The sequence below is a fragment of the Pseudomonas sp. MPB23 genome (assembly GCF_046605395.1).
GTDB lineage: Bacteria > Pseudomonadota > Gammaproteobacteria > Pseudomonadales > Pseudomonadaceae > Aquipseudomonas.
The window spans coordinates 2,896,850-2,915,483 of sequence record NZ_CP176771.1; the positions used below are offsets into that span (position 1 = coordinate 2,896,850).

General features: G+C 62.5%; 17 protein-coding genes. 8 read left to right on the plus strand and 9 right to left on the minus strand.

Features of this window, described 5'->3' with window-relative positions; genetic code table 11:
* The first annotated feature begins 240 nt into the window (after positions 1–240).
* Positions 241–594: a hydroxyisourate hydrolase gene (uraH, locus tag ACLH0J_RS13395; protein ID WP_411392337.1), complete on the plus strand. Its 354-nt coding sequence runs from the start codon at positions 241–243 to the stop codon at positions 592–594.
* Positions 595–745: 151 nt separating this feature from the next.
* The gene (locus ACLH0J_RS13400) at positions 746–5,953 is read left to right on the plus strand and encodes a dermonecrotic toxin domain-containing protein (protein ID WP_411392338.1); all 5,208 of its coding nucleotides are present in this window, start codon (positions 746–748) and stop codon (positions 5,951–5,953) included.
* Between the two features lie 69 nt (positions 5,954–6,022).
* On the opposite strand, the gene ACLH0J_RS13405 is transcribed toward ACLH0J_RS13400, so the two are convergent.
* Both ACLH0J_RS13405 and ACLH0J_RS13410 read right to left on the minus strand, forming a co-directional pair.
* Entirely contained in the window at positions 6,023–7,369 is a 1,347-nt protein-coding gene (locus tag ACLH0J_RS13405) for an NCS2 family permease (protein ID WP_411392339.1), read from the minus strand.
* Between the two features lie 195 nt (positions 7,370–7,564).
* Positions 7,565–7,999: a MarR family winged helix-turn-helix transcriptional regulator gene (locus ACLH0J_RS13410; protein ID WP_411392340.1), complete on the minus strand. Its 435-nt coding sequence runs from the start codon at positions 7,997–7,999 to the stop codon at positions 7,565–7,567.
* Between the two features lie 81 nt (positions 8,000–8,080).
* Here ACLH0J_RS13410 and ACLH0J_RS13415 point away from each other — a divergent pair, with 81 nt between their 5' ends.
* Together ACLH0J_RS13415 and ACLH0J_RS13420 are read left to right on the plus strand one after the other, a co-directional pair.
* Entirely contained in the window at positions 8,081–9,247 is a 1,167-nt protein-coding gene (locus ACLH0J_RS13415) for a PLP-dependent aminotransferase family protein (RefSeq protein WP_411392341.1), read from the plus strand.
* Positions 9,248–9,257: 10 nt separating this feature from the next.
* Complete coding sequence (locus ACLH0J_RS13420) at positions 9,258–9,860, plus strand: glutathione S-transferase family protein (RefSeq protein WP_411392342.1); 603 nt, start codon at positions 9,258–9,260, stop codon at positions 9,858–9,860.
* Between the two features lie 9 nt (positions 9,861–9,869).
* On the opposite strand, the gene ACLH0J_RS13425 is transcribed toward ACLH0J_RS13420, so the two are convergent.
* Positions 9,870–10,766 carry a LysR family transcriptional regulator gene (locus ACLH0J_RS13425; protein WP_411392343.1) on the minus strand — a complete coding sequence of 299 codons (897 nt, stop codon included), beginning with the start codon at positions 10,764–10,766 and terminating at the stop codon, positions 9,870–9,872.
* Positions 10,767–10,877: 111 nt separating this feature from the next.
* Between ACLH0J_RS13425 and ACLH0J_RS13430 the strand changes: the two genes are divergently transcribed.
* Genes ACLH0J_RS13430 through ACLH0J_RS13440 form a run of 3 tightly spaced genes read left to right on the plus strand, consistent with a single transcriptional unit; the run spans position 10,878 to position 13,811 of the window.
* Positions 10,878–12,170 (plus strand): CitMHS family transporter, encoded by a 1,293-nt coding sequence (locus tag ACLH0J_RS13430; RefSeq protein ID WP_411392344.1) that lies wholly within the window; start codon positions 10,878–10,880, stop codon positions 12,168–12,170.
* A 1-nt stretch (position 12,171) separates the two neighbouring features.
* Positions 12,172–13,497 (plus strand): acyclic terpene utilization AtuA family protein, encoded by a 1,326-nt coding sequence (locus ACLH0J_RS13435; RefSeq protein ID WP_411392345.1) that lies wholly within the window; start codon positions 12,172–12,174, stop codon positions 13,495–13,497.
* Positions 13,494–13,811, plus strand: a complete 318-nt coding sequence (locus tag ACLH0J_RS13440; RefSeq protein ID WP_411392346.1) for a hypothetical protein — start codon at positions 13,494–13,496, stop codon at positions 13,809–13,811. Before ACLH0J_RS13435 ends, ACLH0J_RS13440 begins: the two co-directional genes overlap by 4 nt.
* Before the next feature lie 15 nt (positions 13,812–13,826).
* Here the strand turns inward: ACLH0J_RS13440 and ACLH0J_RS13445 are convergent, their stop codons facing one another.
* From ACLH0J_RS13445 to ACLH0J_RS13465, 5 genes are all read right to left on the minus strand, one after another.
* Entirely contained in the window at positions 13,827–14,198 is a 372-nt protein-coding gene (locus tag ACLH0J_RS13445; protein ID WP_411392347.1) for a glutathione S-transferase N-terminal domain-containing protein, read from the minus strand.
* Between the two features lie 100 nt (positions 14,199–14,298).
* Positions 14,299–14,844, minus strand: a complete 546-nt coding sequence (folE, locus tag ACLH0J_RS13450; protein ID WP_017845839.1) for a GTP cyclohydrolase I FolE — start codon at positions 14,842–14,844, stop codon at positions 14,299–14,301.
* 78 nt (positions 14,845–14,922) lie between these two features.
* Complete coding sequence (locus ACLH0J_RS13455; protein ID WP_010567434.1) at positions 14,923–15,480, minus strand: Smr/MutS family protein; 558 nt, start codon at positions 15,478–15,480, stop codon at positions 14,923–14,925.
* A gap of 75 nt (positions 15,481–15,555) precedes the next feature.
* Entirely contained in the window at positions 15,556–15,876 is a 321-nt protein-coding gene (locus ACLH0J_RS13460) for a hypothetical protein (RefSeq protein WP_411392348.1), read from the minus strand.
* Positions 15,877–16,017: 141 nt separating this feature from the next.
* Positions 16,018–16,608, minus strand: coding sequence for a cysteine hydrolase family protein (locus tag ACLH0J_RS13465; RefSeq protein ID WP_411392349.1), 591 nt, complete (start codon positions 16,606–16,608; stop codon positions 16,018–16,020).
* Positions 16,609–16,848: 240 nt separating this feature from the next.
* Between ACLH0J_RS13465 and prmB the strand changes: the two genes are divergently transcribed.
* Complete coding sequence (gene prmB, locus ACLH0J_RS13470; RefSeq protein ID WP_411392350.1) at positions 16,849–17,757, plus strand: 50S ribosomal protein L3 N(5)-glutamine methyltransferase; 909 nt, start codon at positions 16,849–16,851, stop codon at positions 17,755–17,757.
* Between the two features lie 67 nt (positions 17,758–17,824).
* Here prmB and ACLH0J_RS13475 read toward each other — a convergent pair whose 3' ends face one another.
* Complete coding sequence (locus tag ACLH0J_RS13475) at positions 17,825–18,631, minus strand: hypothetical protein (protein ID WP_411392351.1); 807 nt, start codon at positions 18,629–18,631, stop codon at positions 17,825–17,827.
* Positions 18,632–18,634 lie beyond the last annotated feature (3 nt).

Sequence of the window (18,634 nt, forward strand, 5' to 3'; positions counted from 1 at the left end):
AAGCGAGCTTGCTCGCGAAGGACTCAAGAACACCGCATTCATTCAGGCTGCACGCGTCATCGTTGGCGATTTTCGCGAGCAAGCTCGCTCCTATAGGATCGGTGGCGGCAGTGGTCAACAGGGCTGTGGAATTTATTGTGTACAATTTTTGTTGAAAGTGTCTTAATCAGCCCCTCGCCGACTTTTTCATGCCCCGTAAAGGTGCGGCCCATCTCACTTTATGCAAGGGAGCCCCGACCCATGGGACGACTGACCACCCACGTACTGGACGCCGCCCACGGCTGCCCAGGCAGCGCCATCCAGGTTGAGCTGTACCGCGTCGACGGCGCGCAACTGACGCTGGTCGCCAGCGCCGTGACCAACAGTGACGGCCGCTGCGACGCACCGCTGCTGCAAGGGGATGACTACCGCAGTGGCGTTTATCAGTTGCAGTTCAGCGCCGGTGACTACTACCGCGCCCGGGGCGTGCAGTTGCCCGAGCCGGCCTTTCTGGATGTGGTGGTGCTGCGCTTCGGCATCAGTGCCGAACAGGATCACTACCATGTGCCCTTGCTGATTTCGCCCTACAGCTACTCCACCTATCGCGGTAGCTGAGTCGCCGCCTCGCTTCACTCCCCAAGCGCTTCGTTGGTTTCGCCCGCACACACGGCGGGCTTTTTTTGCGCGGCGCAGCGTTCAATTATCTAAAGCCCCACGGTGGAGCCCGCTGCATAGGCTAGGTGTTTTCCTTGACGAAGAGACCGCCGTGACCTCATCCACCGACCCCGATGTATCTGACGACGATGCATTACAGGCCCTGCGTGCCCAACTGACGTTGCGGATCAACAGCAGCCCCCATCCCAGCCGCCTGATCAATCGGCTCGCCGTCGCCGACTTGCAATGTGCCGAATCGGCCAGTGAGTTGAGCCGCTTGATCCTCCGTGCGCCCAGGGTGCTGCGGGTGATTCGCGCCGAGCTGCGCAGGGCGTTTGACCTGGACCCGGACACCCTGCTCTTTACCGAACCCAAGCCGCCGGCTGCCGCGCAGAAAGTCGACAGCTTGACCGACCGCGCGCTGCGCCTGATGGCCTTGCCCTCGGTGTCGATCAACCTCAATCAGTTCACCGTCCTGAGCCTGAAGGGCGATTCGACCCGCCGCGTGCCGTTTACGCCGTTGGAAGTGTTGCAGCGGGTCATCGCCCTCAACCTGTTGAATCGGCTTACCCAGGCGCACAGCGGTTATTGGCAGGCATTGGTTGCAGGTTCCTGGCTCACACGCGAGGAGCGCTGGGTGCATTTGCACAAGCAATCGTTCGCTCACCAGGCTTTTGTGGCGCGGCAATTGGACGAGTTGTCGAGTGCGGGGCAGGTCATGGTGCAGGCGCTGGTGGACGCACCGACGGCCGAGGCCCGCCAGCGCGCGGGTGAGCGGTGGGCCAGTGTGCAGGTCGGCGAGGTGATGTGGCCGGGCATCGGACCGCGGCTGATGCCGATCCCCGGTGCCCTGCATATCTATCGCGAGAGCGACCCGGTGGGGATGCCCCACGTGATGTATCTGCCGGGGGCGCATCGCAACTTCTACGAATACCCGTCCTTTGCCCAATTGCAGTGTGGTCTGGTGGCCCTGATCAATGGAGCCCTGTTCGACGACCTGTGGCAGTGCCTGCCGCTGCGGCGCCGGCACGAGGTGTGCGAGCCGGTCGCCACCCCTGTCGCGGGCTACGGGGCCGTGATGACGGACGATGCGTTGGCGTTCAGCGCCAAGGCGGTGTTGGACGCGCAATGGGAAAACGAATTGGCCTGTGCCGTATCGATCAATCTCGCACAGGTGTTTTCCGCCAAGTCCCAACCCACGGTCACGAACCCCGCACGCTTTCTCGCCTACATCGAACGCGCCAGGAAACACTGGATCGGCAAGGCGCGGCTGGGGCTTCTACGCCGTGAGCTGCAGGACTGGGACCAGCAGCGGCGGCGCGCGGAAATCATTTTCGCCAGCACCGCGTCAGGGCTGGCGATGAACACGGTGTTGCAACAGGTCAAGCGCTATGAAAAAGGCTTGATGGCGCTGCTCGACCCACAGGACCCCGGCAAAGACACGCCCGGCTTGCAAGACTTCGTCGCGCTTGAAGGCCAGCTCAAGGTCCACGCCGACACCCTGAGTACGCTGTTACAGGATGCGCCCTTGCAACTGTTCGAGGCGACGTTCTGGCGCGCGCGACCCGCCGGAGAACTCAAGCGCGCCACGTCGTTCATCCACGCCTTGAAAGACTGGCTGCGCTGTGACGTTCAGATGCAGCACCGGCTCAAGTTGATCCGTAGTGATCATCGGGATCTGTTGCTCGAAGTGCTGGAGCAACCGCTGGCCAGTAAACGCGAGGGCAGTGATACGTGTGCGCTGTCGGTGTTGGTGGGCCGCGAGCCCGAGACTTTCCAGGCCCTGCACAGCGTGTTTGCGGTGACCCGGACAGCGGCGCTGGGTGATCCCGAACGGCGGGTGCCGGTGGTGCTGTGCGCATTCGGGCGCCAGGGTGGCGTGGCGGCATTCCCCAGCCTGGCGGCGTTATCCCGCAGCGTGCGAGCCAGCCTCGGCAGCCGTGATGAATCGTTGATATGGCGCTATGTCGAGCGGCAACAACGTCTCACCGTGGGCGAGCAGGTCGCCGCCCGGGCCCTGACGGTGCGCTACCAGACCATCGAAGGCAACCCGGTGCTGATCGCGCTAAAACGGCTGCTCAAGGGCTATGTTCTGCTGCAGCGCAGCGCCAACATTTTCGACGAGGTCGACGATGGGCAATTGAGTCGTCTGCTGCTGGCGACTGAGTTACGCGAGCAGTTGGAGGCGCCGGGCCACGATGCCCTGACTCATGCGCGCCGCCATTTCGATCTGGTGCGAAAAGCCGCCGAAGCGAAAAAAAAACTGCCGCCGTGGCTGACCCAAGCGACGCCAGCCCAAGTCAACCGTTTCAAGCGCGTGCAGGGTCGCTACCTGGGTGGGGTCTTCGCATTTGAAGAGCGCCTCAGGCAGCGCCTGCCCGATGTGCACGAGTTTGCCCGCACACACCTGATCGCCCGTCTACGCGAGGATGGTCTGTACCCACAATTGAACATCGACACCCCTTTCATCGACATGCCCGACCAGGTCGACGGCCGGTTCTGTGGGTGGGAAAGCGCCTGTACGGTGGGCGATCGCAAGGAGGTGCTCACCCCCAGCCAGGGGCGTACGCAGTTCAGCCTGCTGCAACTGGCGCTGCATAACCTGGACCCGCAGATGCGGCCCACCTATTGGCGCTTCAAGTACGCTACCTACCTGCAACCGGTGTGGAAGCAGCGCCTGAGCCCAGGCTACTTGATCAACCTGGTGTCCTCGCTGGATATCGGCGGGCAGTACGAGGCGTTGATCCGCCGTGAGTTCTACCCGCCTGAGAGGCCGGAGCGGGGGCTCCCGCAGTTGTTAAGGCGTGCGGTGCAGGCAGGTATCGACGCGAATCTCTACTCGGCGATCCGACAGGGCCTCACGGCCAATGCGCAGAGCATCTTCAAGACGGCCATGGCGGCGCATTCACCCGAGGGCTTGCACGAGAACGGCCACCAATTGCAACTCCACGTGGTGCATCTGGTCGGTCACACCCTGCAGCATGATCGCTACATCGCCGGGGTCCTGGTGATTCAAGACCGGGTTTCCCAAGGCTGCGTGGTCTATTGGCCCGCCGCGCCGGATGCCAGGAGCATCAGCGAACACACCAGCCTGCAGCAGGCTCGCGAGCATCTCAATCAAATCGGTGCCCGGCCCGATCACGTCACGGCGCTGGCCCGTCACGTCGCGCCCGGCTGGGCGTTCGAAGCCATCAATCATCACCCTGGCGAAATGCTCAAGAGGTCGTCGTTACTCAATCCGTTGAATTTCCTGCCGGGGGTTACGATGCTGCAAGGGCTCTGGCGCGTCGCCGGGTTCGTGCGTTCATTCAAGGTCCGGCATCTGGTGCCCACGGCGCTGGCCGAGGAAATTGAACAACAGACCCTTGAGCAAATTGCCAGTGATCCGCTGAACTGGCTGGCGCTGGTACCGACCTCACACGGTGATGCCGGTGCATTGTTGTATCAGGCGCGGGTACTCGACCTGCAGCGTCGAGCGCAGGCCAGCAGCAACTCCCGCAGGACCCTGGAGACGTATCGGGAACAGCGGCTGGAGGAACTCAGCGATACCCGCCGGCGAGCATTGCTGTCGATGGTCGTGCCGTTTTTTGGCCTGGGTAATCAGTTGTATGAGTTACTGCTGATATCGCGGCGTTATCACCGTGAGGGCGATCCTCGCGATGCGGTGGCCGTGATGTTTGGCGCGGTGTTCCTGGCGGTGGACCTTTTGCTGAGCTTTGTGCCCGGTCCCAAGTTGAAACCGGGAAGTCTGGCGCGCCCAGGGATACGTTCGATAAGCGCCGGCCTGCATCGGTTGCATCGCTCCACCCTTTCCAGGTTTGGCCCTATCGCCGCGCCGCCCAGGCCACCTTCGATGCTCACTCGGTTTAAACCCCTGGAGCGGTTCAAGGTCCTGGGAGTGCCTGAGGACGCCATCGCGTTGAAGGGCGCGGGGGAAAGAGGCGTCTATGTGAAGCGCGGCGAGCACTTCGTCATCGACGATACACATCACTACCCGGTCTACCGGCGCGGCGACGAAGGTTTTTTTCGCCTGAAGAACAAGGAGGCGCCAGGGCAGGATGAATTGATCCTGACGCTGCATGAACCCAAGGATTGGCTGCTGGGTGCGGATGCGCCTGCACCCGGGCCGAGCTCGGGAGTGCTCAACCCCTGGCGTGCGCCGGCCACGCGGGTGGACTGGCAACCACCGGCGGCGCGGACTCTGACCGAAGAGCGGATTCGCCAGTCAACCGTGCCGACCCGTCACTGGTTCGACTGGCGCATTCAGGGCAACCACAACCAGCCGCTGGGATCCTCGGTTGCCGGGGTGTTTCATGTGCATCAGGAACCGCCGGGGTTCCCCTACGATGTCATCTACGTGGGCCCCCGCTATGACACGGCGACGCAATCGGGGATCGGCTATTACCGGCTGCTGCACCAGGGCGATCATGCGCCGGTGGGCAATATTGCGTTTATCGCCCCGAACGAACCGCTGGTGTCATTCGCTCGCGTGGATATCAAGCGCTGGAGCAGCACCGCGCACGATCAACAACCGATTCCGGTTTCGCGCACTGCAACGGGCGATTGGCAACTGCACGCGCCCCTGTTCGATGGACCATTGGAGCCGCTGGTCGGCACGGCTTTCCCGACCTTGACCCACAGCAGCCAGGAATTTGCCGTCGCAAGGTTGATCGAGTTGGCAGACTCTTCCCGCTCGGTAACCGCCAGCCATCTGCTCAATGTGCGTGCGACGCTGGATAAATGGTTGACCCCAAACCCCGTCAGGCTGGGCCAGACCGATGATTTGCTGATGATGCTGCGGCCCACCGAACGGCGCGGCGCTTATATGTACATTGGATTTGAAGGCAAGGCTCCGGGCTTCACGCGTGTCGACTTCAACCCGTCCATCGCGCTGGACGCGAGGCTCAAGTTCGGCGGCCCGCCGCTTTCGGCACAGATGCACACCGCGCAGCGCGCGGCAACCGGGGCGGTATTGGAACAGCAGGGCTTCAGCCTGCAGACGTGGCTAGTCCGGCGCGGCCCGGTACTCAGCCATGAATGGGTGGCCAGCCATCCCCAATCCAGCGCGTTGTACTACATCACCTTTCAGTGGCTGGATCGAGGCACCCTTGCCGTGGGGACGAAGCTCACGCAGCCATGGCTCAAAGCTGCCATCAGGCAGCACCATGCTTCATCCCTGTCGACGACGGTCAGCGCGGCGATGGGCGATGGGCGACTGGTTCGGATCATCGCCGGCATTCAATGGCCTCGTCATGGCAATCGACCGCCCACCGTTTATTTTGTCAAAGTGAGCCCGAACGAGCGTTTACCAGCGCGATAACCCCGGCACCACCGAACAGGGCCGCACTGACGCGATTGAACTCGCCCTCGCCCGTGCCGCTGCGCAGCTTTATAGAAAGATGAACTTGGCGATAAAGATTGCGCACAGCACCCACAGGCTGACGGATATCTCGCGGTACTTGCCCGTGCCGGCCTTCAGCGCCACATAGGTGATAAAACCCAGGGCAATACCGTCGGCGACCGAGAAGGTCAGGGGCATCATGATCGCCGTGACAATCGCTGGAATGCTGTCGGTGGCTTCATCCCAATGGATGTGGGCCATGCTTGCCATCATCAGCATCGCCACGTAAATCAGCGCGCCGGCGGTGGCGTAGGCGGGGATCATGCCCGCCAGCGGTGCAAAAAACATCGCCGCCACAAACAGCACGCCCACGGTCACGGCCGTCAGCCCGGTGCGGCCACCGGCGGCGACCCCGGCGGCACTTTCCACGTAGCTGGTCACCGGCGGTACGCCGACCATGGCGCCGAACACGCTGGAGGCACTGTCGGCCTTGAGGGCGCGGGACAGGTTGTCGATCTTGCCGTCGGCATTCACCAGCCCGGCGCGTTGCGCAACGCCCATCAAGGTACCCGCAGTGTCGAACATGTGCACAAACAGGAAGGCGAATACCACGCTGATCATGCTCACATTGAATACACCCTTCACGTCCATGGCCATCCAGGTCGGCGCTAGGCTCGGCGGGGTGGAGAGGATGCCGTCGTAGTGCACCAGGCCCAGGCCCCAACCGGCCAGGGTCACGGCGATGATGCTGATGAGGATCGCGCCGAACACCCGGTGGTAGCTGAGAATCGCGATCAGCAGGAAACACACGGCCGCCAGCAGCGGTGCCGGTTCATGCAGCGAACCGAGCTTGATCAGCGTGGCCGGGCTGTCGACGATAATGCCGGCGGTTTTCAGGCCGATCACCCCGAGAAACAACCCTACGCCGGCGCCCATGGCATGGCGCAGGCTCACCGGAATGCTGTTGAGCAGCCATTCACGTACGCGCGAGAGCGTCAGCCCCATGAACAGGACCCCGGAGATAAACACCGCACCCAGCGCGGTTTCCCAGTGGTAGCCCATGGTGCCGACCACGGTGTAGGTGAAAAACGCATTCAGGCCCATGCCCGGCGCCAGGCCCACCGGCCAGTTGGCGTACAGCCCCATCAACAGGCAACCCAGGGCGGCGGCGATACAGGTGGCGACGAACGCCGCGCCATGGTCGATACCGGCGTCGGCCATGATGTTGGGGTTGACGAAAATGATGTAGGCCATGGTGATGAAGGTGGTGAGGCCGGCGATCAGCTCGGTCTTCACTGTGGTGCCATGCAGGCGCAGTTTGAACAGGCGTTCCAGCCAGCCAGTGTGCGGTGGTGAGAGATCCAGCGTTGGGGCTTCGGATTTGCGGCTTTCCACAGCGAGTACTCCTCAAGCATTTTATTGTTATGTCCAGCGCGCGGGCGCTGTGAGGTACTGGCGGGTTTGTTGACTGACAGGTCAGGAACTCGCACGAAGCGAATTATGCTTTTGTATACAAAGAAAGCAAATAATGTTTTTTATTTCGTATGCGAAATAGACGAAGGGCAATCCACTGTAGGAGCGAGCTCGCTCCTACATTTTTGCGCACAGCGCCTGGTTGACGGCCAGCCAGCCGTTCACCGCGTCTTCCCCCGCCTCACTGAACGCGCGTTGCAACAGCTTCACCTGCTCGCGACGCAACGACTGCTCGAAACGCAGGCCTTCTTCGCTGAGTTCCAGCAGGCGTTTACGCTTGTCGGTCTCGGAGGCCACGCTGTTGACCAGGTGCATTTCCTGCAACTGACGCAGCGGCATGTTCAGTGCCTGTTTGCTCACGCCGAGCAATTCCAGCAGTTCCTTGACGCTCAAGGTCGGGTAGCGCGCGATAAAAAACACGATGCGCTGGTGCACCCGGCTCAGGCCACGGCGCTCGAGCATTTCGTCGGCTTTGGCAGTGAATGCCTGATAACCGAAGAAAAAGGCTTCCATGGCTTGTTGCTGGCTGCTCTGGTTTTTAAGGTCAAGCATATTGACGTATCCGCTCAAGCTGTCGTAATTTCGGTCAACTAGTTTGACGTATTTTCCACAGGCTTTGCTACCGGTGACCTTATGGCCTTCTCTGAACGTGTTACCCGCCTCAAAAGCTCCCTGATCCGTGAAATCCTCGCCGCGGCCCAGCGCCCGGAAGTGATGTCGTTCGCCGGTGGCCTGCCGGCCGAAGCCATGTTGCCCGTGTTGAATTGGGACGCCATGCCGCTGAACATCGGCCAATACGGCATGAGCGAAGGCGAGCCACAGTTGCGTGAACTGCTCGCCGCCGAGGCCCGCGCCCTGGGCGTGCCGTGCCAGGCCAGCCAGGTGCTGGTGGTCAGCGGTTCCCAGCAAACCCTGGACCTGGCGGCCAAGCTGTACCTCGACAAAGGCACAAAAATCCTGCTGGAAGGCCCGACCTACCTGGCCGCGTTGCAGATCTTCCAGCTGTTCGGCGCCGATTGCCTCACCGTGCCACTGGAGGCCGACGGCCCCGACCTGGCCAGCCTGCGCGCCAACCTCGAACATCATCGCCCGGCGTTCATCTACCTGATCCCGACGTTCCAGAACCCGTCGGCCGTGCGCTACAGCGAAGCCAAGCGCGAAGCCGTCGCGGCCTTGCTCGACGAGTTCGGCGTGACCCTGATCGAAGACGAGCCCTACCGCGAGCTGACCTTCGATGGCGGCAGTGCCAGGCCCATCGTCGGGCGCCTGAAAAAGGCCAGTTGGATTTACACCGGCACGGTTTCCAAGACCCTGCTGCCGGGCCTGCGCGTGGGGTACCTGATCGCCAGCCCGGACCTGTTCCCGCACCTGCTCAAGCTCAAGCAGTCGGCCGACCTGCACACCAACCGCGTCGGCCAGTGGCAGGCGATGCAGTGGATCGGCACCGAGCAATACCAGCAACACCTGGTGCAACTGCGCAGTTTTTACCGCGAGCGCCGCGATGCTTTCCAGGCCGCGCTGGAGCGTCACTTCCGCGATCTGGCCGACTGGCAGGTGCCCCAAGGCGGATTATTCTTCTGGCTGACCTTGAAACAACCGCTCGATACCCGCACCTTGTTGGCTCCTGCGCTCGATCAGGACGTCGCGTTCATGCCCGGTGAACCGTTCTTCTCCGAGCCGGACCAGCACCTTGGGTCACTGCGGCTCAATTTCAGCCATATCGACCCGTCCCGTCTGGACGAAGGTCTCAAGCGCCTGGCCGCAGTGGTCCGTCAAGCACAGCACGCGCAAGCGGTATAAGGGGAGCCCCATGTACAAGGTTTATGGCGATTACAAGTCGGGCAACTGCTACAAGGTCAAATTGATGCTCAACCTGCTGGGCATCCCGTACCAGTGGGTGGATGTGGACATCCTCAACGGCGGCACCCAGACCCCTGAGTTCCTGGCCAAGAACCCCAACGGCAAGATCCCGGTGCTGGAACTGGACGACGGCACGTGTCTGTGGGAATCCAACGCGATTCTCAACTTCCTCGCCGATGGCAGCGAATTCCTGCCCACCGAACCGCGCCTGCGTACGCAAGTGCTGCAGTGGCAGTTCTTCGAGCAGTACAGCCACGAGCCGTACATTGCAGTGGCGCGGTTTATCCAGCTGTACTTAGGCATGCCGGAGGATCGCCTCGACGAATACAACACTTCCCACAAGGGCGGTTACAAGGCGTTGAGAGTGATGGAGCGCCAGTTGCAAAGCACACCGTACCTGGTGGGCGAGCAGTATTCGATTGCCGATATCGCGTTGTATGCCTATACCCACGTGGCCCATGAGGGCGGTTTTGACTTGACGCCTTACCCAGCGGTGCAAGCCTGGTTGAAGCGTGTGGCCAGCCATCCCAAGCATGTGGCCATGCTCGACTGACTCCCACCGTTAGCTCAATGGTGTGTCAGATAATTCGTCACGCAGCCAAGCGAAACAACGTTGTGCCGCCGGGCTCAGTCCCATCCCGCGGCGACTGATCAAGCCGATCTCCCGGTTCACGCCGGGATGATCGATGTGGATACGCTGCAATCCCTCCAGGCTGTCCGCCGCCGACTCCGGCAGCACACTGATCCCCAGCCCCTGGCGCACCAGCGCCAGCACCGTCGACATGTAGTTGGCCTCCATGCCGGCGTTCATCGTCAGTCGCGTCTCATCGAACAACCCATCCACCTGCTCGCGCACGCTGCTGTCGCGCCCGGTGAGGATGATCGGCTGGTCCGCCAGTTGCGCCAGGGTCAACTGATGATGGCGGGCGAGGGGATGATCCAGCGGCACGAAGGCGCACAGCCGATCGTTGAGCACCGGCACAAACTCCAACCCGTGGCTGAGGCGCGCGCGTACGCCGATGCCGAAATCCACCTCGCCTGCGCGCACCTGGGCGTGAATGCGATGGGCCACCAGGTCCTGCAAACGCACTTCGATCCCGGCGAAGCGCTCGCGAAACCGGCGCAACGCTGGGGGCAGGGCGCCGGCGCACACCGAGGGCAGGGCGGCGATAGTGACCACGCCCCGGCGCAAGGCGGCCAGGTCGCGGGAGCCGGTGACGATGTTGTCCAGGTCCAGCAACAGTTTTTCCATCGGCCCACGGGCTTCCTGGCCGGCCGCGGTGAGGCTCACATGGCGCGGGCTGCGGTCGAGCAGGGCGATGCCGAGCCACTCTTCCAATTGCTGGACTTGCACGGTCAGTGCCGAGGGCGACAGGTGCAGCTCGTTGGCCGCCTTGGTGAAACTGCCCGTGCGGGCGACCGCGAGAAAGGCCTGGATATGCTGGATCGAATTCTTCATTTTGTTTTTCCGAACGCTAGCGGGTGAATATTCAAATTTACAAAGAGTAACGCGCTTCCAATACTCCCGGGAAAACAATAACCGGCCACCAAGGCCGTTCTGGAGTAACCCATGCTCGCAACCCTGGGCGTCATTACCATTCTGTGCCTGCTCGCTGCCGTCATGAGCAAACGCCTCTCGCCGCTGGTGGCCCTGATCGCCTTGCCGATCATCGCCGCGCTGCTCGGCGGATTCGGCCTGCAAACCAGCGCTTTCATCATTACCGGGATCAAGAACGTCGCCCCGGTGGTGGGCATGTTTGTGTTCGCGATCCTGTTTTTCGGGATCATGACCGATGCCGGCATGCTGGACCCCATCATTGATCGCATCCTGCGCACGGTGGGAACGCGTCCTACGCGGATTGTCGTTGGTACCGCGACCCTGGCCCTGCTGGTGCATTTGGACGGTTCCGGCGCGGTGACCTTTCTGGTGACGGTGCCGGCGATGCTGCCGCTGTATACACGGTTGGGCATCGACAAACGCATCCTCGCGTGTGTCTGCGCGATGGCCGCCGGGGTCAACTTCCTGCCGTGGACCGGCCCGGTGTTGCGCTCGTCGGCGGCGTTGCATGTGCCGGTGGCGGACCTGTTCCAGCCGCTGATTCCGGTGCAGATCGTCGGCCTGATCTTCGTCTTCGCCTGTGCCTGGTGGCTCGGCCATCGTGAAGAAAAACGCCTGGGCCTGGGGGCCGGCTCGACGGTCGACGCCGTGCCGCAACGGGTGCTCAGCGACGACGACATCCAGCTGCGACGCCCACGGCTGTTCTGGGTCAACCTGATCCTCACCGTGCTGGTGATGGTGGTGATGATCGCTGGCTGGGTCGATCCGGTGGTGATGTTCATGCTCGGCACCGTGGCGGCGCTGTGCATCAACTACCCGAACGTGGACGCCCAGCGCGCACGCATCGACGCCCATGCGAAAACCGCCCTGACCATGGCCAGCATCCTGCTCGCCGCCGGCGTGTTCACCGGCATCATGCAAGGCACCGGCATGCTCAAGGCGATTGCCGAAGTGGCGGTGGCGCAGATTCCGGCCGGCCACGGCAAGTTGATCCCGGCGGTGGTGGGCTTTATTTCCATGCCGCTGAGCATGCTGTTTGACCCCGATTCCTACTATTTCGGCGTGATGCCGGTGATCGCCGAAGTCGGCAAGGCCCTGGGCGTCGACCCGCTGCAAGTGGCCCAGGCCTCGTTGCTGGGCGTGCACACCACCGGCTTTCCGGTCAGCCCGTTGACCCCCGCGACCTTCCTGTTGGTGGGCCTGTGCAAGATCGAATTGGCCGATCACCAGCGCTTCACCATCCCTTTTCTGTTTGCCGCGTCGGTGTTGATGACCCTGACGGCATTGCTCCTGGGAGTGTTTTGAGATGAAAACCTTGCGCATCGGTTCCGGCGCCGGCTATTCCGGCGACCGTATCGAACCTGCCGTGGAACTGGCCGAACAGGGTGATCTGGATTACCTGGTCTTCGAATGCCTGGCCGAACGCACCATCGCCCTGGCGCAGCAGGCGCGGATCAGCGATCCCGCCGGCGGTTATGACCCGCTGCTGAGCGAGCGGATGCGCCGCGTGCTGCCGTTTGTCGGCCGCCCCGAGGGACGTCGGCGTCTGCGGGTGGTCACCAATATGGGCGCGGCCAACCCGCTGGCGGCCGCCGCTGAAGTGCGGCGCATCGCCGGCGAACTGGGCCTGGCCGTCAAGGTCGTCGCGGTGGTGGGCGACGATGTGCTGGACGTGTTGCGCCCCGAGCAGGTGCTGGATAACGGCCAGACCCTCGGCTCGCTGGGCGGGCGGCTGATCTCGGCGAATGCCTACCTGGGCGTGGACGGCATTCTCGAGGCCCTGCGCGCCGAGGCCGATGTGGTGATCACCGGGCGCGTGGCCGACCCTTCGCTGTTCCTCGCGCCGCAGGTGTTTGAGTTCGGCTGGGCAACAGATGACTGGCAGCGCCTGGGCCGCGGCACTTTGGTCGGGCATTTGCTCGAATGCGCCGGGCAGGTCAGCGGCGGCTATTTTGCCGACCCCGGTTTCAAGGATGTGGATGACCTGGCGCGCCTGGGCTTCCCTTTGGCCGAGATCAACGCCGATGGCGAAGCGGTGATCACCAAGGTCGCTGGTTCGGGAGGACGGGTCAGTCGCGCCACTTGCACGGAGCAATTGATCTACGAAGTGCACGATCCGGCGGCTTACCTCACGCCGGACGTGACCGCCGATTTTTCCCAGGTAGGCTTTGTCGACGAGGGCGTCGATCGCGTGCGCGCCCAGGGTGCCGGTGGCCGTGTGCGGCCCGAGCGCTTGAAGGTCAGCGTGGGTTACCTGGACGGCTGGATCGGCGAAGGGCAGATGTCCTACGGCGGTCCTGGCGCTGTCGCACGGGCGCAGTTGGCACGTGAGGTGGTGCTCAAGCGTCTTGAATTGATGGGGGTGAAGATGCACGACGTGCGCGCCGAGTTGATCGGCATGGACTCGCTCCACGGCCCACGCAGCAGCGTTGAACCCTGGGAAGTGCGCCTGCGCGTGGCGGCCCGCTGTGAAGCCCGCAGCGATGCGGTACGGGTCGGCAATGAAGTAGAAACCCTCTACACCAACGGCCCGTCCGGTGGCGGCGGCGCCAGCAAGAGCGTGCGGCAGGTGGTGGCGGTGGCGTCGTTGCTGCTGCCCCGTGATGCGGTCAACCCGAGGATCCAAGCATGAAGTTGCATAGCCTGGCCCATTCCCGCACCGGGGATAAGGGCGACACCTCGAATATCTCGATCATTGCCTATCGCGCCGAGGATTATCCGCGGCTCTGCGAACAGCTCACGGCCGCGCGCGTCGCGGCGTTCTTTGCCGGGTTGCTGGAACCGGGTGCGGCGCCGGTGCGGCGCTATGAATTGCCCAACGTTCAGGCGCTGAACTTCGTATTGCCGGGGATTTTGCGCGGCGGCGTGACCCGTTCGCTGGCGCTGGACGCCCATGGCAAATGCCTGGGCTCCGCATTACTGGACATGGAAATCCCCCCTCTGTAGGAGCGAGGGCGTTTGTCAGGCGGTGGCGAAGCGCTTGTCCAGGTAATCAATGATCACTTTGGAGTCGTACATCCAGGTGGTCTGGCCATTTTCTTCGATGCGCAGGCACGGCACCTTGATCTTGCCGCCTTGCTCCAGCAGGGTCTTGCGGTCCTGTTCGTTGTTCTTCGCGTCCTTCAACGCCACCGGCACATTCAGGCGGTGCAGGGTGCGGCGGGTCTTCACGCAGAACGGGCAGGCGTGGAACTGATACAAGGTCAGGTCCTTGGCCGCTGCGTTCACCTGCGCCTGTTGTTCGGCGGGACGCTGCTTTTTGCGTGGGCGGGTCAGGAAGTCGCCCGCGATGATGACGTGGCCGAGACCCACTCGAAGTGCTTTGACGAACATGGCTGAAACCTCTTGCCCAGAACAGAGGGCCGCATCTTACTTGATTTACGGCGGCGAAAAAAAACCGGCGATGAACGCCGGCTTTTTCCTACCTGTCCGGTTACTTGATCAGGCTGAGGAATTCGCTGCGGGTCGCCGCGTTTTCGCGGAACTCACCCAGCATCACCGAAGTGATCATCGACGAATTCTGTTTCTCCACACCGCGCATCATCATGCACATGTGCTTGGCCTCGATCACCACGGCCACGCCCAGCGCACCGGTGACCTGCATCACGGCATCGGCGATCTGGCGGCTGAGGTTTTCCTGGATCTGCAGGCGGCGCGCATACATGTCGACAATCCGCGCGACCTTCGACAGCCCCAGCACTTTGCCGCTGGGGATATACGCGACGTGAGCCTTGCCGATAAACGGCAGCAGGTGGTGTTCGCACAACGAATACAGCTCGATGTCCTTGACCAGCACCATTTCGCTGTTGTCGGAGCTGAACAAGGCACCGTTGGTGACTTCTTCCAGTGTCTGTTCATAGCCGCGGCAAAGGTACTGCATCGCCTTGGCGGCACGCTTGGGCGTGTCGAGCAGGCCCTCGCGGGTAACGTCCTCGCCGAGTTGGCCGAGGATCGCGGTGTAATTCTGTTCCAGGGACATGAAACTACCTGTGGGATTTTCGCAAAGCGCAAGGTTACGGTGGCCGACACATCGCTGCAAGCCTGACGAGGGCACTTGTTACTCGTCGCGCCCTTCGAGCATGGTGCGCTTGAGCATCACATACACCGCACCGGCGCCGCCGTGACGGGCCTGGCAGGAGGTGAAGCCGAGCACTTGCGCATGCTGGCGCAGCCAGGTGTTGACGTGGCTCTTGATCATCGGCCGCTTGCCGTCCAGGCGCACGGCCTTGCCGTGGGTGACGCGCACGCAGCGGATTTCAAATTTAGTGGCTTCGGCGAGGAACGCCCACAGGGTTTCCCGGGCTTTTTCCACGCTCATGCCGTGCAGGTCGAGGCTGCCTTCGAAGGGGATCTGGCCGACCTTGAGCTTGCGCATCTGGCTTTCCTGCACACCGTCGCGGGCCCACATCAGCTCGTCTTCTGGGCCGACGTCGATCACGAACTGGTCCGATAGGCCATCCACCGTGGTGGCATCCGTGCGCACGGTCGCGGCCTGGCGCAGCTTGGCGATCTGCGCCCGGTCGGTCTTGGGTTTGCCGGTGTCGGCACGGTCGTGCTTGATCGGCTTGACGCCGCGCAGCTCGCTTTTGAACAGGGAAAAATCGTCGTCTTGCATGTCAGCCTCCGCGAAGGGCGGGCAGTTTACCTAAATCGCGGCGGCCAGGGCGCAGGAAACGCTATCCAAGCGCCATCAGTCGTGCTTTTTCATCAGGTGCGAAGCGATGTTCAGTGACAATGGCTGGCGCATCTTCCGACGGCTGTGACGCCACAACCACACGCCGAACCACAGTACCAACAGGCCGCCCACCAACAGAATCGCCGAGCCGCCGGGGCTGGTATTCAGTTCGCCCAGCGCCGGGGAATGCCCCGACAAGCCAGCGCCACCGGCGACCGCCAGCAGCACACCTATTATCGCCAGCAGCGCGGCAATACCGGCCACCAGACGCAGACGCCAATTGCTCGGGCCCTTGGGGCGCAAGCGACGAGCGTCAAAACCATCGGATATCTTCATTCCGACCTTTCCTCCAGGGTATCGGCCCTTCGACCGGAAGATGCACGGCTTGTTCCTGGACCAGAGGTAAACGCGCCAAATGAAGGGACTTTATGGATGAGCGGGGCTATACACACGCCGCGCCGCTCATCGAAAGGACGATCAGATCAGGTCTTTGGTCAACGCGAGGGTCGCGAAGTTGTCGGCCATGATGGCCATTTCGGTCTGCTGCACGTGTTCGGCCGTCAGGACGCGGCCTTTGTACGGCAGATCGCGGGTGGCGCAGGCGTCTTCCACCAGGGTGCAGCGAAAGCCCAGGTTCTTGGCGGCGCGCACGGTGGTGCTGACGCTGGAGTGGCTCATGAAACCGCAGACGATCAGGTCCAGGGAGCCCAGGTCCTGCAGGTGTTTTTCCAGGCCGGTGCCGTGGAAGGCGCTGGGCAGCAGCTTGCCGATGATGGTTTCGTCACCTTCGGGTTCAAGCCCTGGGATGAACTCTCCGCGCTCGCCCTGGGGGTCGAACAGGCCGCCCACGGTGCCGAGGTGGCGCACATGCACGATCGGGCGCCCGGCGCGGCGTGCGGCGGCGACCACTTGCTTGATGTTGGCGACCGCTGCCTCCATGCCGGAGAGGGCGAGCGGGCCGCTGAGGTATTCCTTCTGGGCGTCGATGATCACGAGAGTCGCATGGCTGAGGTTCGCTGCTGCGTAACCACGACCGCTGAGTTGAAACATCGTCTTTGGAACGGACATTCTGGGGGCTCCTGTGAGGGGGGCTTTTGCGCCATTGTCCACTGGCTGAGCGCTTCTGTGAATCGCTTCCATCGTAAGCTACGCCGTTGCTGGCGTGCAGCCTTGTCAAGTAGGCGGCATGTTTGGCCGAATGATGGCAAATTGGATGAAATCCGACGTACGGCCATGGGTTTTGGTCCATCGTCCCTGTCGGCGAAGGCTGTTAGAATCGCCAGTCGTTTTTTCCAGGAGTCTGCCCCCGTGATCACTTCCCGCCTGCGCACCTTGCGCGACCACATCCGTTGGGCTGTCAGCCGTTTCCATGGGGAAGACCTGTTTTTTGGCCATGGCACCGACAATGCCTGGGACGAAGCGCGGCAACTGGTGCTCGGCGCCCTGCATCTGCCGTGGGAAATTGCCGACAGTTACCTGGACTGCAACCTCGAAGAAGAGGAAATTTCCCATGTGCAGCGTCTGCTGCATCGTCGCATCCATGAACGCGTGCCGACTGCCTACTTGCTCAAGGAGGCTTGGTTCTGCGGCATGTCGTTCATCGTCGACGAGCGCGTGCTGATCCCGCGCTCACCCATCGGCGAGCTGATTGAAAACCGCTTCGAACCCTGGTTGCACCAGCCGCCGGCGCGCATCCTCGACCTGTGCACCGGCTCCGGTTGCATCGGTATCGCGTGTGCCTTTGAGTTCCCTGACGCCGAAGTGGTGCTGGGCGATTTGTCCTTCGAAGCCCTGGAAGTGGCCAACCAGAACATCGAGCGGCATGGTGTCGACGAGCGTGTGTACACCGTGCAGGGCGATGGTTTCGATGGCCTGCCGGGCCAGCGCTTCGACCTGATCGTGTCGAACCCGCCGTACGTGGATGCCGAAGACTTCGCCGACATGCCGGACGAATACCAGCACGAACCGGAACTGGGCCTGGCGTGTGGCGACGATGGCTTGAACCTGGTGCGCCGCATGCTCGCCGAAGCGGCCGACCACCTGACCGAGAAGGGCTTGCTGATCGTCGAAGTGGGCAACAGCCAGGTGCACGTCGAGGCGTTGTACCCGGAAGTGGACTTTGCCTGGCTGGATTTCCAGCGCGGTGGGCACGGGGTGTTTATGCTCACGGCCGAGCAGTGCCGCACGCATCAGGCGGTATTCGCAGCCAGGGTCTAGCTGAAGACAATCAAACAGGTGGGAGGGAGCAAGCCCCCTCCCACCTGTTTGATTGCACTCCCGTTGGTTAGCGGTGAGTGGCAATCCAGATCAGCAAGCCCGCCTGAAACACGGTAAACGCCACCAGGCAGGTGATGGTGAAGCGCAAGCCGCTGTCCTCGCGCTTGAACTTGGTGACCTTTTCCTCTTCCTGGCGCAGTTTCACTTCCTGCTCCGTCAGGTTCTGCTCGGCCTGTTGCAGCATCTGCGCGGCCTCAAGAATTTCCACGAACTGCACCTTCTCGGTGTTCCAGTTGTCCAGCACATCGCTGACCTTGCCCGGTTGCACGCTGCCCTTGAGGTGTTGCACATCGGCGTAGGCCACATCGAAGCCGTGGATACGCAGAAAGTGATCGCGGCGCAGGCGCGTGGACTCGTTGAGTGCGTCCTTGTTGGACAGGTCGACGCCGTCGACGCGGTAGTGCGACCATTTCTTTTTCGCCCACGCGGCGCCCTGGGCCACCAGGAAGCGGCCTATGCCCCGGTTGGCCGGTTCGATTTCCAGGCTGTTGCCCGGGCCGAAATGCACGCGGTGTGTATCGTGGTCGACCCAGATATCCAGGTGGTTCTGCTCGCGGCGCACCCGTTGGCCCGGCAACTGGATAACCATGCGCAACAGGCTGTGGCGGTGGTCATGGCGCTCGGCATAACCGAACTGTATGAACCGCAGCGGCCGCACGCCCGTGGCGCGGTCGGTGGTCAGGGGCGCCAGGCGTAGCATCTTGAAATGCTCGGCCTGAACGTCCGCCCATGGCAGCGCCGCCGCGTCGATGGCCTCGGTTTTTTCAGCCGGGGTTTCGGCGTTAGGTTCCGGTGTTGCTTCAGTGGTTGTCATGCG

What these genes read in the sequence shown, in the direction of transcription:
- ACLH0J_RS13420 (WP_411392342.1), top strand. Translation starts at nt 9,258, where the DNA reads ATGTACAAGGTTTATGGCGATTACAAGTCGGGCAACTGCTACAAGGTC.
- ACLH0J_RS13415 (WP_411392341.1), top strand. Translation starts at nt 8,081, where the DNA reads ATGGCCTTCTCTGAACGTGTTACCCGCCTCAAAAGCTCCCTGATCCGT.
- ACLH0J_RS13475 (WP_411392351.1), bottom strand. Translation starts at nt 18,631, where the DNA reads ATGACAACCACTGAAGCAACACCGGAACCTAACGCCGAAACCCCGGCT.
- ACLH0J_RS13445 (WP_411392347.1), bottom strand. Translation starts at nt 14,198, where the DNA reads ATGTTCGTCAAAGCACTTCGAGTGGGTCTCGGCCACGTCATCATCGCG.
- ACLH0J_RS13430 (WP_411392344.1), top strand. Translation starts at nt 10,878, where the DNA reads ATGCTCGCAACCCTGGGCGTCATTACCATTCTGTGCCTGCTCGCTGCC.
- ACLH0J_RS13425 (WP_411392343.1), bottom strand. Translation starts at nt 10,766, where the DNA reads ATGAAGAATTCGATCCAGCATATCCAGGCCTTTCTCGCGGTCGCCCGC.
- ACLH0J_RS13410 (WP_411392340.1), bottom strand. Translation starts at nt 7,999, where the DNA reads ATGCTTGACCTTAAAAACCAGAGCAGCCAGCAACAAGCCATGGAAGCC.
- ACLH0J_RS13455 (WP_010567434.1), bottom strand. Translation starts at nt 15,480, where the DNA reads ATGCAAGACGACGATTTTTCCCTGTTCAAAAGCGAGCTGCGCGGCGTC.
- uraH (WP_411392337.1), top strand. Translation starts at nt 241, where the DNA reads ATGGGACGACTGACCACCCACGTACTGGACGCCGCCCACGGCTGCCCA.
- folE (WP_017845839.1), bottom strand. Translation starts at nt 14,844, where the DNA reads ATGTCCCTGGAACAGAATTACACCGCGATCCTCGGCCAACTCGGCGAG.
- ACLH0J_RS13435 (WP_411392345.1), top strand. Translation starts at nt 12,172, where the DNA reads ATGAAAACCTTGCGCATCGGTTCCGGCGCCGGCTATTCCGGCGACCGT.
- ACLH0J_RS13460 (WP_411392348.1), bottom strand. Translation starts at nt 15,876, where the DNA reads ATGAAGATATCCGATGGTTTTGACGCTCGTCGCTTGCGCCCCAAGGGC.
- ACLH0J_RS13465 (WP_411392349.1), bottom strand. Translation starts at nt 16,608, where the DNA reads ATGTCCGTTCCAAAGACGATGTTTCAACTCAGCGGTCGTGGTTACGCA.
- ACLH0J_RS13440 (WP_411392346.1), top strand. Translation starts at nt 13,494, where the DNA reads ATGAAGTTGCATAGCCTGGCCCATTCCCGCACCGGGGATAAGGGCGAC.